Here is a 14,884-nt window from a genome sequence, read left to right on the forward strand (position 1 = left end):
GACCCCATGCCGAACTCAGAAGTGAAACGCCGTAGCGCCGATGGTAGTGTGGGGTCTCCCCATGCGAGAGTAGGGAACTGCCAGGCTCCAAATAAGCGAAAAGCCCTGTACTGACGTACAGGGCTTTTTGCTGTCTGTAATTTACGCGATCACCTTTCATATCCGCCTCTGAGCAAGCCAACCCACCCTATAATCCACTGCAAAACCAACGATTACCCCGTCTATTCCACTACCTGTAAACTCTGTGCTTAAGTGAAACATTTTCAACTATCTTATGAATACTCGACATTTGACATGCACCAGGATATCTTCAGCTATCTGGATGTCTAAACGTTTAAACGTATGCTGTGAGGGTAAAAGGTTATGCCAATTCGGGTACTGGATGAGTTACCAGCTGTCAATTTCCTGCGTGATGAGAATGTCTTTGTTATGACGACATCGCGCGCAAGCAACCAGGAGATCCGTCCGCTAAAGGTGCTCATACTTAATCTGATGCCGAAAAAGATTGAGACGGAGAACCAGTTTTTACGTCTGCTTTCTAACTCTCCTTTACAGGTTGACGTTCAGCTGTTGCGCATTGATTCACGTGAATCCCGTAATACACCCACTGAGCACCTCAATAATTTCTACTGTAATTTCGACGATATTCAGGATGAAAATTTTGATGGGCTTATCGTGACTGGTGCACCATTAGGCTTGGTGGAATTTAACGATGTGGCTTACTGGCCGCAGATCGAACAAGTCATTCATTGGGCTAAAGATCACGTCACCTCAACTCTGTTTGTCTGTTGGGCCGTGCAGGCGGCACTTAATATTCTCTATGGTATTCCTAAGCAAACGCGCAAAGAGAAACTGTCTGGCGTATATGAGCATAACCTCACTTACCCGCATGCTCTGCTGACTCGTGGTTTTGATGACTCCTTCCTGGCTCCCCATTCACGTTATGCCGACTTCCCTGCATCGTTGATTCGTGACTACACCGATCTCGAAGTTCTGGCCGAGTCAGAAGAAGGGGATGCTTATCTTTTCGGCAGTAAAGACAAGCGCATTGCGTTTGTGACAGGCCATCCGGAATATGATTCGCACACGCTCTCAGGTGAGTATTTCCGCGATGTAGAAGCAGGTCTGAATCCTGATGTGCCTTATAACTATTTCCCTGGAAATGATCCGCAGAAAAAGCCACATGCAACCTGGCGTAGCCACGGGAATTTACTGTTCACAAACTGGCTGAACTACTACGTCTACCAGATCACACCGTTCGATCTACGCCATATGAACCCAACGCTCGATTAAGCGTTTCAGCATCCCGTCTACTCTACGTTCAAGGCACCTTCGGGTGCCTTTTTTGTTTTCTAAAAATCACTTCCCGCGCTGAATAATTTTTAATTTCATAAATATCAATATGATAAGTGATTTTAATTTCAAAAATGGAAATTGTTTTTGATTTTAGAAAATCATGAAGTAGTCTTAACCCTGTTGAGTGAAAACCAGACACTGGACGTACCAGATAGAATTGGCGTTATTGACGGGATGAGATGAGGGGAGAGATCTAATGACACAACAGACAGTTAGCGCAGAGTTGGCCTTTAGCCAGCCGTTTGGTGAACCAGAGCGACAGATACTGACGCCTGATGCAGTCGAGTTTCTCAGTGAACTCGTCACCCGCTTTACACCACAGCGTAATAAGTTGCTGGCGGCACGCACCGTACAGCAGGCGGAAATTGATGCCGGTAAACTTCCGGACTTTATTTCGGAAACAAGTTCCATTCGTGAATCTGAATGGTCTGTTCGTGGGATCCCAGCAGATTTACTGGACAGGCGTGTCGAGATTACTGGCCCGGTTGAACGCAAAATGGTGATTAATGCTTTGAACGCTAACGTCAAAGTATTCATGGCCGACTTTGAAGACTCCCTGGCACCGAGCTGGAGCAAAGTTATCGATGGTCAGATCAACTTGCGTGATGCCATCAGCGGCACCATTAGCTGGACAAACGAAGCGGGAAAAATTTACCAGTTGAAGCCTGACCCGGCGGTACTGGTGTGCCGTGTTCGTGGTCTGCACTTACCGGAAAAACACGTCATCTGGCGTGACGAACCCATTCCGGGCAGCCTGTTTGATTTCGCACTCTACTTCTTCCACAACGTAGATGCCCTGCTGGCAAAAGGAAGCGGCCCGTATTTCTACCTGCCGAAAACCCAATCCTGGCAGGAAGCGGCCTGGTGGAGCGAAGTCTTCAGCTTCACCGAAGATCATTTCTCCCTGCCGCGTGGCACCATCAAAGCGACATTGCTGATTGAAACACTGCCAGCAGTATTCCAGATGGATGAGATCCTGCATGCCCTGCGCGATCATATCGTTGGCCTGAACTGCGGCCGTTGGGATTACATCTTCAGCTACATCAAAACCCTGAAAAACCATGCGGATCGCGTTCTTCCCGATCGCCAGTCCGTCACAATGGATAAGCCTTTCCTGAATGCTTACTCCCGTCTGCTTATCAAAACCTGCCATCGCCGTGGAGCTTTTGCTATGGGCGGCATGGCGGCATTTATTCCAAGTAAAGACAGCCAGCGTAATGATTGGGTGCTCAATAAAGTCAAAGCGGATAAGCAATTGGAAGCGACCAATGGCCACGACGGCACATGGATTGCCCACCCGGGTCTGGCCGACACGGTGATGGAAGTCTTTAGCAAAACATTGGGCGACGATAAAAACCAGCTGCATATTTTACGTGAAGAAGATTCACCTGTTACCGCAGCGCAGCTACTGGAGCCGTGCCCCGGCGAGCGTACTGAAGCGGGCATGCGTGCCAATATCCGTGTTGCTGTGCAGTACATCGAAGCGTGGATCTCCGGCAATGGTTGCGTACCGATTTACGGCCTGATGGAAGATGCCGCGACAGCAGAAATCTCACGTACCTCCATCTGGCAGTGGATTCATCATGAAAAAACGCTGAGTAACGGCGAAACGGTCACTAAGGCGCTGTTCCGCCAAATGCTGGCCGAGGAGATGTTCGTTATTCAGGAAGAGTTGGGTGACAAACGTTTCAGCCAGGGGCGTTTTGATGAAGCGGCTCGCCTGATGGAGCAGATCACCACCTCCGATACGCTTATCGACTTCCTGACGCTGCCGGGCTACCGCTTACTTGCTTAATCTTACTCAATAATAATATGGAGCATCTGCCATGACTAAAATCTCTCGCACCCAACAAATCCAACAATTACAACAAGACTGGACGCAGCCACGCTGGGAAGGCATCAAGCGCCCGTACAGCGCAGAAGAGGTGGTTAAACTGCGCGGTTCGGTGAATCCGGAATGCACGCTGGCGCAAAATGGCGCGGCGAGAATGTGGCGTTTGCTGCATGGTGAATCGAAAAAGGGTTACATCAACAGCCTTGGTGCGTTAACCGGTGGGCAGGCATTGCAACAGGCGAAAGCGGGTATCGAAGCTATCTATCTTTCTGGCTGGCAGGTGGCGGCTGATGCGAACCTGGCTTCCAGCATGTACCCGGATCAATCTTTGTACCCGGCGAACTCCGTTCCTGCGGTAGTTGATCGGATCAACAACACATTCCGCCGCGCTGATCAGATCCAATGGGCATCAAATATTGAAAAGGGCGATCCGCGTTATGTCGATTACTATCTGCCGATCGTGGCCGATGCGGAAGCCGGTTTTGGTGGCGTACTGAATGCATTCGAGTTGATGAAGTCGATGATTCAGGCCGGTGCGGCAGCAGTTCACTTTGAGGACCAACTGGCCTCAGTGAAGAAATGCGGCCATATGGGCGGCAAAGTACTGGTTCCGACTCAGGAAGCGATTCAGAAATTAGTCGCTGCACGTCTGGCGGCAGATGTCATGGGCGTGCCAACGCTTGTGATTGCGCGTACCGATGCTGATGCGGCGGATCTTATCACCTCCGATTGTGACGAATACGACCGGGAGTTTGTGACTGGCGAGCGTACACAAGAAGGGTTCTACCGCACGCGTGCAGGCATTGAACAAGCTATCAGTCGTGGACTTGCTTATGCGCCATACGCTGACCTGGTGTGGTGTGAAACTTCGAAACCAGACCTCGACCAGGCTCGCCGCTTTGCTGAAGCTATTCATGCACGCTTCCCTGGCAAATTGCTGGCCTACAACTGCTCGCCATCGTTTAACTGGAAGAAAAACCTCGACGACAAAACCATTGCCTCGTTCCAGGAAGAGCTCTCCGCGATGGGCTACAAATACCAGTTTATTACGCTCGCAGGCATCCACAGCATGTGGTTCAACATGTTCGACCTGGCACATGCTTACGCACAGGGTGAAGGGATGCGTCATTACGTGGAAAAAGTGCAGCAGCCAGAATTTGCCGCAGCACCTGAAGGTTACACCTTCGTTTCCCATCAGCAGGAAGTGGGCACCGGTTATTTCGACCGCGTGACGACGATTATTCAAGGTGGAGCGTCTTCGGTGACTGCGTTAACGGGTTCGACGGAAGAAGAGCAATTCTAAAGCCACCCTCATTCCGACCTTCTCCTAAGAGGGAGAAGGAGAAAACCAATCCAGTCCCCTCACCCTGTAGGAGAGGGTGAGGGTAAAAACCCACCATGGAGTAACTCATGACGCGTCAGCTGGAACTGTTAATTGCCCATACCATCCTGCAAGGCTTTGACGCGCAGTATGGTCGCTTTCTTGAGATAACCGCGGGTGCGCAGCAGCGGTTTGAGCAAGCGGACTGGCATGCGGTTCAGCGGGCGATGAAAAGCCGTATCCATCTCTATGATCATCACGTTGGTCTGGTGGTGGAGCAACTGCGTTGCATCACTGGCAGCCACAATACTGATGATGAGTTTTTACTGCGGGTCAAAGCGCAGTACACCCAGTTATTGCCCGATTACCCTCGTTTCGAAATTGCTGAAAGCTTCTTTAATTCGGTTTATTGTCGGCTCTTCGATCACCGCTCGTTATCTCCCGAGCGGCTTTTTATTTTTAGTTCTCAGGAAGAAAAGCGCTTTCGTGAGATCCCTCGTCCGCTGTCAAAAACCTTTAACCCTGCTGTAGCCTGGCAGCCACTTTTGCGATCTTTGCTAAGAGATTTGCCATTGCGCCTGCCGTGGCAAGATTTGGCGCGCGATGCGGGCTACATCATTGCGCATCTGACGGAAACCTTCGGAACTGATGCTTTGCAGCAGGCTTCCCTTGAAGTCGCCAACGAACTGTTTTATCGCAATAAAGCCGCCTGGCTTGTGGGTAAGTTGGTCTTGCCGGGCGGAAAAGTGCCTTTTTTGTTGCCGATTCATCGCACCGATGACGGTCATCTGGTCGTTGATACCTGTTTAACCAGCGCCGCCGAAGCGAGCATTGTCTTCGGTTTCGCCCGCTCCTATTTCATGGTTTATGCACCACAGCCCGCGGCTTTGGTGGAATGGTTGCGTGAGCTGTTGCCTGGTAAAACTACTGCCGAGCTGTATATGGCAATAGGCTGCCAGAAACACGGTAAAACCGAAAGTTACCGCGAATATCTGACATATATCTCCGCCACTGACGAACAATTTATTGAAGCGCCAGGTATTCGTGGCATGGTGATGTTGGTGTTTACGTTGCCCGGTTTTGACCGGGTATTCAAAGTGATTAAAGACAAGTTTGCGCCGCAAAAAGAGGTGACCGCTGAACGCGTGCGCGAATGCTATCAGCTGGTCAAAGAACACGATCGTGTCGGGCGCATGGCCGATACCCAGGAGTTTGAAAACTTTGTGTTGTCCAAACACCAGGTTAGCCAGCCGCTGCTCGAGCTGTTACAGCAGGAAGTTCCTGAAAAATTAACCGACCTTGGCGACCGCATCGCCATTAGCCATCTTTATATTGAACGCAGAATGGTGCCACTGAATTTGTGGCTTGAGCAGGTGGAAGGGCAGCAATTACGTGATGCGGTAGAAGAATACGGTAACGCTATCCGCCAGCTTGCCGCCGCCAATATCTTCCCAGGTGACATGCTGTTTAAAAACTTTGGCGTGACGCGCCACGGGCGAGTGGTGTTCTACGATTACGATGAAATTTGCTATATGACTGAGGTGAATTTCCGCGCTATACCGCCGCCGCGTTATCCCGAAGATGAACTCTCAGCCGAGCCCTGGTACAGCGTGGCGCCGGGGGATGTGTTCCCGGAAGAGTTTCGCCATTACTTATGTGCCGACCCGCGTATTCGCTCGATATTTGATGAGATGCACAGCGACTTGTTCCGCGCTGATTATTGGCGTGCGTTGCAGGAACGTATCCGCAATGGCCACGTAGAAGATGTTTTTGCTTATCGTAAACGCCAGCGGTTTATTCTTCGTTTTGGCGATTTAAAGCAGGCGGGTTAGCGCCCGCCGCCATAAGCCTGAGTAATCTCCTTCGCCGCTTTAATCACCAGCGCACCCAGCTCGGTTACGCGGTCATCCGTCACGCGTGAAATCGGTCCGGAAATCGAAATAGCGGCAAAGGGCTCATGGTGCTCGTCATAAATACATGCCGCCACACAACGCAGCCCCAGCGCATGCTCTTCATCATCAAATGAATAACCACGCTTACGGGTTTGTGCCAAATCTTCTTTCAGGTGTAGCGGGGAAGTGAGCGTTGCCGGCGTATAGCTATGCAGCCCGTTGCGATGCAATAAATTGACCACCTGGTCGTCGCTCAGATTGGCGAGAAACACTTTCCCTGCGCCTGATGCATGCATGGGCAGTTTGCCGCCAATCGGCGCTGACATACGCATCAACTGCGCGCATTGTACCTGGTCGATAATAATCGCCTGATGATCACTATGGTCGAGCACCGCCAGATTCACCGTTTCACCGGAATCTTCCATCAGCTTGCGCAGCATCGGGTGAACAATTGCCAGCAGATTACGGCTTTGCAGGAAGCTACTGCCAACCACAAATGCATGTGCGCCAATCGTCCAGTGCCCTAAATCACCAATCTGGCGTACAAAACCCAGCTGCTGCATGGTGGTTAGCAGACGATGCGTGGTGGAGTTAGGTAGGCCAGCCTGTTGTGCAAGCTCCGTCAGAGCAACACTGCCGTGCGATTCGGCAATCCATTCAAGCAGTTTCAAACCACGAGTCAGTGACTGAACTTGCCCGGTAGGCTGAGGTGCAGCGACTGTGGTAGCGCGTGGTTTTTTTCCACGTTTGGCGGGAACGGCAGCAACCATAACTGACTCCAATTTTCGTATCGTGGAAATCATTTTCGTTTTATTTGGCGATAATGCAACCAGCAACCCACTCATCGGATCAGTCAGGTGAACATGTCTCATGTTCCATTGCTTTGCGACTATTACAAGTTATGACAGTATGCCTTGTGGGCTGACAGGCTTGGGTAAACAGGTGGGAGTTAGAGTGAGCAATAAATTAGAAAAACTGCATCAGCAGTTGCAACAACGCATTTTGGTACTGGATGGTGGTATGGGAACCATGATCCAGAGCTACCGTCTTGATGAGAGCGATTTCCGCGGAGAGCGCTTTGCGGACTGGCCTTGTGATCTGAAAGGGAACAACGACTTGCTGGTGCTGAGCAAGCCGGAAATCATTGCCGCTATTCACTACGCCTATTTTGAAGCGGGTGCCGACATTGTCGAAACCAACACCTTCAACTCAACGACCATCGCGATGGCGGATTACCAAATGGAATCCCTGTCGGCAGAAATCAACTTTGAGGCGGCTAAACTCGCCCGGGCCTGTGCCGATGAATGGACAGCACGCACACCAGAAAAACCACGCTACGTGGCAGGTGTGTTAGGCCCAACTAACCGTACTGCATCTATTTCACCTGACGTGAACGATCCGGCATTCCGTAACGTGACCTTTGATCTGCTGGTTGAAGCCTACCGCGAATCTACTCGTGCGCTGGTGGAAGGTGGATCTGACCTCATCATGATTGAGACGGTGTTCGATACTCTGAATGCCAAAGCCGCTATTTTTGCGGTTAAAACCGAATTTGAAGCGCTGGGCGTTGATCTACCGATCATGATTTCCGGCACCATCACCGACGCTTCAGGCCGTACTCTTTCCGGCCAGACTACCGAGGCCTTCTATAACTCGTTGCGTCATGCTGATGCGCTGACTTTCGGTCTGAACTGCGCGTTGGGGCCAGATGAACTACGCCAGTATGTCGCTGAGCTTTCACGTATCGCTGACTGCTATGTTACCGCGCACCCGAATGCAGGTCTGCCAAACGCCTTCGGTGAATATGATCTCGATGCTTTTGAAATGGCACGTCAGATTGGCGAATGGGCGCAGGCCGGTTTCCTGAACATTATCGGCGGTTGCTGCGGCACCACGCCTGCACACATTGCGGCAATGAGCAAAGCCGTGGAAGGTGTTGCCCCACGTAAAATACCCGACCTGCCAGTGGCATGCCGTCTGGCGGGCCTTGAGCCGCTAAACATTGGCGCCGATAGCCTGTTTGTCAACGTGGGTGAGCGTACCAACGTCACGGGCTCTGCCAAGTTTAAGCGCCTGATCAAAGAAGAAAAATATAATGAAGCGCTGGAAGTTGCGCTTCAGCAGGTTGAAAGCGGTGCGCAAATCATCGATATCAACATGGATGAAGGGATGCTCGACGCCGAAGCTGCGATGGTGCGTTTCCTCAACCTGATTGCTGGTGAGCCAGATATTGCCCGTGTGCCCATCATGATTGACTCCTCGAAATGGGACGTCATCGAAAAAGGCCTGAAGTGCATTCAGGGCAAAGGCATCGTTAACTCCATCTCCATGAAAGAGGGCGTTGAGCCGTTTATCCATCACGCCAAACTGGTGCGCCGTTACGGTGCCGCGATGGTGGTCATGGCGTTTGATGAAGTCGGCCAGGCGGATACCCGCGAGCGCAAAATCGAAATTTGCCGCCGCGCCTACAAAATTCTGACCGAAGAAGTCGGCTTCCCACCGGAAGACATTATTTTTGACCCGAACATCTTTGCGGTTGCGACCGGCATTGAAGAGCACAATAACTACGCCCAGGACTTTATCGGCGCGTGTGCCGACATCAAGCGCGAACTGCCTCATGCGATGATTTCAGGCGGCGTATCGAATGTGTCGTTCTCCTTCCGTGGTAACGACCCGGTGCGCGAAGCGATTCACGCGGTATTCCTCTACTACGCAATCCGTAATGGCATGGATATGGGGATTGTTAACGCCGGGCAACTGGCGATTTACGACGATCTCTCGCAGGAATTACGCGATGCGGTAGAAGACGTAATTCTAAACCGCCGCGACGACAGCACCGAACGTTTGCTGGATCTGGCCGAGAAATATCGCGGTAGTAAAAGTGACGATGGTGCGGCCGCACAGCAAGCCGAATGGCGTAGCTGGGACGTAAAAAAGCGTCTTGAATACTCACTGGTGAAAGGTATCACTGAGTTTATTGAACTCGATACAGAAGAAGCCCGCCAGCAGTCGGAACGCCCGATCCAGGTCATTGAAGGCCCGCTGATGGATGGCATGAACGTGGTTGGCGACCTGTTTGGCGAAGGGAAAATGTTCCTGCCGCAGGTGGTGAAGTCCGCTCGCGTAATGAAACAGGCGGTGGCGTATCTCGAACCTTACATTGAAGCCAGCAAAGAGAAAGGCTCGACCAACGGCAAAATCGTGCTCGCCACGGTGAAAGGCGACGTTCATGACATCGGCAAAAACATCGTGGGTGTGGTGCTGCAATGTAACAACTACGAAATCATCGACCTTGGCGTCATGGTGCCAACCGAGAAGATTTTGAAAACGGCACGTGAAGTGGGTGCTGATATTATCGGCCTGTCTGGCCTGATTACGCCGTCGCTCGATGAGATGGTGAACGTTGCCAAAGAGATGGAGCGCCAGGGCTTTACGTTGCCGCTGCTGATTGGCGGTGCTACCACCTCTAAAGCGCACACAGCGGTTAAGATCGAGCAGAACTACAGCGGCCCGACCGTTTATGTACAGAATGCCTCACGTACCGTAGGTGTCGTGGCAGCACTGCTCTCTCCGACTCAGCACGACGAGTTTGTGGAACGCACACGCAAAGAATATGTCACTGTTCGTACCCAACACGCGCGTAAAAAGCCTCGTACTCCGCCAGTTACCCTTGCTGCTGCGCGTGAAAACGATCTCGCATTTGATTGGGCAAGCTATACGCCGCCAGTTCCGCATCGCCCTGGTGTGCAGGAAGTAACGGCAAGCATCGAAACGCTGCGTAACTACATCGACTGGACGCCGTTCTTTATGACCTGGTCGCTGGCCGGGAAATATCCACGCATCCTGGAAGATGAAGTGGTGGGTGAAGAAGCCAAACGCTTGTTCAAAGATGCTAACGACATGCTCGACAAACTGCATAACGAAAAACTGCTGACCCCACGCGGCGTGGTCGGCCTGTTCCCGGCCAACCGAGTGGATGACGACATCGAAATCTATCGCGATGAGTCCAGGACTCGCGTGCAAACGGTGGCTCATCACTTGCGTCAGCAAACCGAGAAAGTCGGTTTTGCCAACTACTGCCTGGCCGACTTTGTTGCGCCAAAACATAGTGGCAAAGCGGATTACATCGGTGCGTTTGCGGTCACGGGTGGCATGGAAGAAGACGCATTAGCGGAAGGTTATGAAGCGCAACATGATGATTATAATAAAATCATGGTGAAAGCGTTGTCTGACCGTCTGGCTGAAGCTTTTGCGGAATACTTGCATGAGCGTGTGCGCAAGGTTTACTGGGGCTACGCGCCAACAGAGAACCTCAGCAACGAAGAGCTTATCCGCGAAAACTATCAAGGGATTCGCCCGGCACCGGGTTACCCGGCCTGCCCGGAACACACTGAAAAAGCGACTATCTGGGAACTGCTGGACGTCGAAAATGTGGTGGGGATGAAACTCACGGAATCCTACGCCATGTGGCCAGGTGCATCAGTTTCCGGCTGGTACTTCAGCCATCCTGACAGCAAATATTACGCCGTGGCGCAGATTCAGCGTGACCAGGTGCAAGATTATGCGCGTCGTAAAGGGATGTCGGTTACGGATGTGGAGCGTTGGTTAGCACCTAACCTCGGTTACGACGCGGACTAATCCGCTTCGACTTGGTTTACTTGCCATTTTGAATCTGGGCAGTGCTCGCCCCCGTCACGTACTACGTGTACGCTCCGGGGTTGTGTGCTGTCCGAGTTCAAACTGGCTGCGACCCCGACGATCGACAATGAATTCCTTCCTTTTCCCCTTCTTACATCCCGAAACGTTTAAATCTCGCCAGGCGTTATATACTGGAAAGAGAAGGAATTTCTTAACGTCAATTGACTGGGAGAATGAGTGCTGACATTACTGCATCTACTTTCTGCGGTGGCGCTACTGGTATGGGGCACGCACATTGTGCGTACCGGCATCATGCGCGTTTACGGTGCAAATCTCCGTAGCGTACTTAGCCGCAGTGTTGAAAAAAAACCATTCGCCTTTTGCGCAGGTATTGGCGTAACCGCACTGGTGCAAAGTAGCAACGCCACCACAATGTTGGTCACCTCTTTTGTGGCACAGGACCTGGTGGCGCTTACCCCTGCGCTGGTGATAGTTCTGGGCGCTGATGTTGGTACCGCGTTGATGGCGCGAATACTGACCTTTGATTTGTCCTGGCTTTCGCCGTTACTCATCTTCCTTGGCGTTATTTTCTTCCTCAGCCGTAAACAGACTCGTGCCGGGCAACTCGGGCGCGTCGGTATTGGCCTTGGGCTGATTTTGCTGGCACTGGAGCTAATCGTTAGTGCGGTCACGCCGATGATGCAAGGCTCGGGCGTGAAGGTTATCTTCGCTTCGTTGACCGGCGACATCATGCTTGATGCCCTGATTGGCGCAATGTTTGCCATCATCAGTTATTCCAGCCTTGCCGCCGTTTTGCTGACCGCCACACTGACCTCAACAGGGGTTATTTCGTTTGATGTCGCGCTGTGCCTGGTGATTGGTGCCAACCTCGGTTCTGGCTTGTTGGCGATGATCAACAACAGCACCGCCAATGCTGCGGCGCGCCGTGTAGCGCTCGGCAGTTTGCTATTCAAGCTGGTGGGCGGCGTGATTGTGCTGCCGTTTGTTCATATCCTGGCGGATACGATGCACAAGCTGCCGCAGCCGGAATCCGAACTGGTTATCTACTTCCACGTGTTCTACAACCTGATTCGCTGCCTGGCAATGGTGCCATTTGCCGGCGTAATGGCACGTTTTTGCCGTAGCGTGATTAGTGAAACTCCTGAAGTTGATGCGCGTATGAAGCCGAAACATCTTGATGTAACGGCGTTGGATACCCCAGCACTAGGCCTATCCAACGCAGCGCGTGAAACCTTGCGTATGGGTGATGTGCTGGAGCAAATGCTGGAAACCTGGAGCAAGGTGATGCACGGAGAGCCGCGCCAGGAGAAGGAACTGCGTAAGCTCGCCGATGATGTCGATGTGCTCTATACCGCAATCAAACTGTATATGGCGCAAATGCAGAAAGAGGAACTGGCAGAAGTCGAATCCCGTCGCTGGGCAGAGATTATTGAAATGTCGCTAAACCTGGAGCAGGCGGCAGATATTCTTGAGCGCATGGGGAGTGAAGTCGCGGATAAATCGCTGGCCACTCGTCGGGCGTTCTCGCCAGATGGCCTGAAAGAACTGGATATTCTGCTCCAACAGTTAACCAGCAACCTGAAGCTCAGCCTGTCGGTATTTTTCTCCGCCGATGTGAACAGCGCGCGCCGTTTGCGCCGAAATAAGCATCGCTTCCGTATTCTTAACCGCCGATTCTCACACGCACACGTTGACCGCCTGCATCAGCAAAACGTGCAGAGCATTGAAACCAGCTCACTACACCTCGGTTTGCTTGGTGATATGAAGCGCCTGAACTCACTGTTCTGCGCGGTCGCATACAGCGTACTTGAACAGCCTGACGATGACGAAAGGGACGAGTACTAATTGAAAAGGCACTTTCAGAAATGAAGGTGCCTTTTACTAAGCCACCTGTTTTTTCTTCTGCTTAATATTTACACCGTTTATAATCCTGCCGCTTAACTTCATAAAACCAAAGGGATTCGACAGTGAAAATAAAAAAATTGATGATAGCGGCACTCTGTATATCGGCGTTGGCAGGGTGTAAGGCACTCGAAAGAACGGAACCCGTTCGGACGCCACAGACCATAATCACTCAGCATGTGACAACTGAGCAGGTCAAAGACGCAATCATCAATGCAGGGCAAGGGCGTGACTGGATAATGTCGGTGGCAGGACCTGGTGTGATTAATGCGACACAAAATATCCGTAAACACAGCGTGACTGTTCGCATTAACTACAGTGAACGAAACTACTCGATTAACTATATCAGCAGTGTGAATTTGCTGGCATCTGGTGGCGAAATACACCGCTCGTACAATCATTGGGTGAATAATCTGGATAAAGATATTCAGAAGAAGTTAGCCGTAATTGCGGCGATGCCTGCTAAATAACCCCCTTTGCGGGCAATGAACTTCGAGTTTGTTGCCCGAGTCTGTTCGCATCGCCCTTCATGTAAGGTATATTCCAGGTTTTACGGAGGAACCATGCTGACCAACTCATCTATACGTCTGAACAAATACATTAGCGAGAGCGGTATCTGCTCCCGCCGTGACGCCGACCGTTACATCGAACAGGGAAATGTTTTTATTAACGGCAAACGCGCCGCGATTGGCGATCAGGTATTTGCCGGAGATGTGGTGAAAGTCAACGGTCAGCTAATCGAACCCCGTGACGAAGACGATCTGGTACTTATCGCACTCAATAAGCCAGTGGGCATTGTAAGTACCACCGAAGATGGTGAGAAAGACAACATTGTCGATTTCGTTAACCACAGCAAACGCGTTTTCCCGATTGGGCGCTTAGATAAAGACTCTCAGGGTCTGATTTTCCTCACCAATCATGGCGATCTGGTGAATAAAATCCTGCGTGCCGGGAATGACCACGAAAAAGAATATGTCGTTACGGTAAACAAACCAGTAACTGATGAGTTCATTCGCGGTATGGGGGCAGGCGTTCCGATGCTAGGAACTGTCACCAAGAAATGCAAAGTGAAGAAAGAAGCTCCCTTTGTGTTTCGTATCACGCTGGTGCAAGGGCTCAACCGCCAGATTCGCCGTATGTGCGAACACTTTGGTTATGACGTGACGAAGCTTGAGCGTACCCGCATCATGAATGTCAGCATGAAAGGTCTGCCGTTGGGCGAGTGGCGTGATTTAACCGACGATGAGTTAGTTGAATTGTTTAAGCTGATTGAGAATTCGTCTTCTGAAGCGAAACCGGCGGCCAAAGCAAAAGCTAAACCGAAGGCGGTTGCGGTGAAAAAACCTGTCGTTAGCGGGCCGAAGAGTGCTGCTAAAACCCCGGCAGAGCTGGCTTCACGTAAACGTTTTGCTCAGCCAGGGCGCAAGAAGAAGGGGCGCTAAATTAGCGCTTCCCACGTGAATGGCTGTTTGCAGACCAGGAATAAGTTGCAGATGTATCTGGTTTTGCCGCTTTTTGCTTTTTAATCTGGCGGACTTTTTTGGCCTCCTGTTCACGTGCTGCTATCAGTTGGTCAATATAAGTTTTTTTAACGTGGTTGATTTCTGAGTTTGTCAGGGGGCGACCATGGGCGATGCGTGCGCGGTCAAGCCGCGTTTTCAATTCGCGCTGCTCGGCTTCGGTCATGTCTTGTTGTGTCAGTCTTGATGTGGACATTATTGCGGCCTCTTAAGAAGTGGCCTCCAGTGTAAAGCAAACTGCTCCCAGGCTCAGTAAAAATCAGCTTTCTGCATGCAATTTGCAGCCGCCCTAGGATATTTTGCGAACCTCCTTCGTAGTTAAACACTTCTTCTTTTACTCCCTGAATTAAAAAAGGCAGCTTATCTGCAGGTAAGGATTATGTTTTCCTAATCTCGACTT

The 14,884-nt window shown here is 51.3% G+C and carries 10 protein-coding genes and 1 rRNA gene; 9 read left to right on the top strand and 2 right to left on the bottom strand.

What is annotated here, in order from left to right; genetic code table 11:
• From rrf to aceK, 5 genes are all read left to right on the top strand, one after another.
• Nucleotides 1–86 (top strand): 5S ribosomal RNA (gene rrf, locus EDF88_RS17205); the annotation flags it as partial.
• A gap of 277 nt (nt 87–363) precedes the next feature.
• Entirely contained in the window at nt 364–1,293 is a 930-nt protein-coding gene (gene metA, locus EDF88_RS17210; protein WP_064515315.1) for a homoserine O-succinyltransferase, read from the top strand.
• Between the two features lie 259 nt (nt 1,294–1,552).
• Nucleotides 1,553–3,151 (top strand): malate synthase A, encoded by a 1,599-nt coding sequence (aceB, locus tag EDF88_RS17215; RefSeq protein WP_134186051.1) that lies wholly within the window; start codon nt 1,553–1,555, stop codon nt 3,149–3,151.
• A gap of 31 nt (nt 3,152–3,182) precedes the next feature.
• Complete coding sequence (aceA, locus tag EDF88_RS17220; protein WP_064515319.1) at nt 3,183–4,493, top strand: isocitrate lyase; 1,311 nt, start codon at nt 3,183–3,185, stop codon at nt 4,491–4,493.
• Nucleotides 4,494–4,600: 107 nt separating this feature from the next.
• Nucleotides 4,601–6,343 (top strand): bifunctional isocitrate dehydrogenase kinase/phosphatase, encoded by a 1,743-nt coding sequence (gene aceK, locus EDF88_RS17225; RefSeq protein ID WP_134186053.1) that lies wholly within the window; start codon nt 4,601–4,603, stop codon nt 6,341–6,343.
• Here the strand turns inward: aceK and iclR are convergent.
• Nucleotides 6,340–7,173 (bottom strand): glyoxylate bypass operon transcriptional repressor IclR, encoded by an 834-nt coding sequence (iclR, locus tag EDF88_RS17230; RefSeq protein ID WP_134186414.1) that lies wholly within the window; start codon nt 7,171–7,173, stop codon nt 6,340–6,342. The two genes, aceK and iclR, sit on opposite strands and share 4 nt — an antisense overlap.
• Nucleotides 7,174–7,357: 184 nt before the next feature.
• On the opposite strand from iclR, the gene metH reads away from it, so the two are divergent.
• The 4 genes from metH to rluF all read left to right on the top strand — a co-directional run bounded on the left by metH (nt 7,358) and on the right by rluF (nt 14,406).
• The gene (gene metH / locus EDF88_RS17235; RefSeq protein ID WP_064515323.1) at nt 7,358–11,041 is read left to right on the top strand and encodes a methionine synthase; all 3,684 of its coding nucleotides are present in this window, start codon (nt 7,358–7,360) and stop codon (nt 11,039–11,041) included.
• A 237-nt stretch (nt 11,042–11,278) separates the two neighbouring features.
• Nucleotides 11,279–12,907 carry a Na/Pi cotransporter family protein gene (locus EDF88_RS17240; RefSeq protein ID WP_064515325.1) on the top strand — a complete coding sequence of 543 codons (1,629 nt, stop codon included), beginning with the start codon at nt 11,279–11,281 and terminating at the stop codon, nt 12,905–12,907.
• A 128-nt stretch (nt 12,908–13,035) separates the two neighbouring features.
• Nucleotides 13,036–13,434, top strand: coding sequence for a hypothetical protein (locus tag EDF88_RS17245; RefSeq protein WP_243839636.1), 399 nt, complete (start codon nt 13,036–13,038; stop codon nt 13,432–13,434).
• A 93-nt stretch (nt 13,435–13,527) separates the two neighbouring features.
• Nucleotides 13,528–14,406, top strand: coding sequence for a 23S rRNA pseudouridine(2604) synthase RluF (gene rluF / locus EDF88_RS17250; RefSeq protein ID WP_064515328.1), 879 nt, complete (start codon nt 13,528–13,530; stop codon nt 14,404–14,406).
• Nucleotide 14,407: 1 nt separating this feature from the next.
• Here the strand turns inward: rluF and EDF88_RS17255 are convergent, their stop codons facing one another.
• Complete coding sequence (locus EDF88_RS17255; RefSeq protein ID WP_064515331.1) at nt 14,408–14,680, bottom strand: DUF3811 domain-containing protein; 273 nt, start codon at nt 14,678–14,680, stop codon at nt 14,408–14,410.
• Nucleotides 14,681–14,884: the final 204 nt, after the last annotated feature.

The organism is Buttiauxella sp. BIGb0552, from assembly GCF_004366275.1.
Classification (GTDB): Bacteria; Pseudomonadota; Gammaproteobacteria; order Enterobacterales; family Enterobacteriaceae; genus Buttiauxella; species Buttiauxella gaviniae.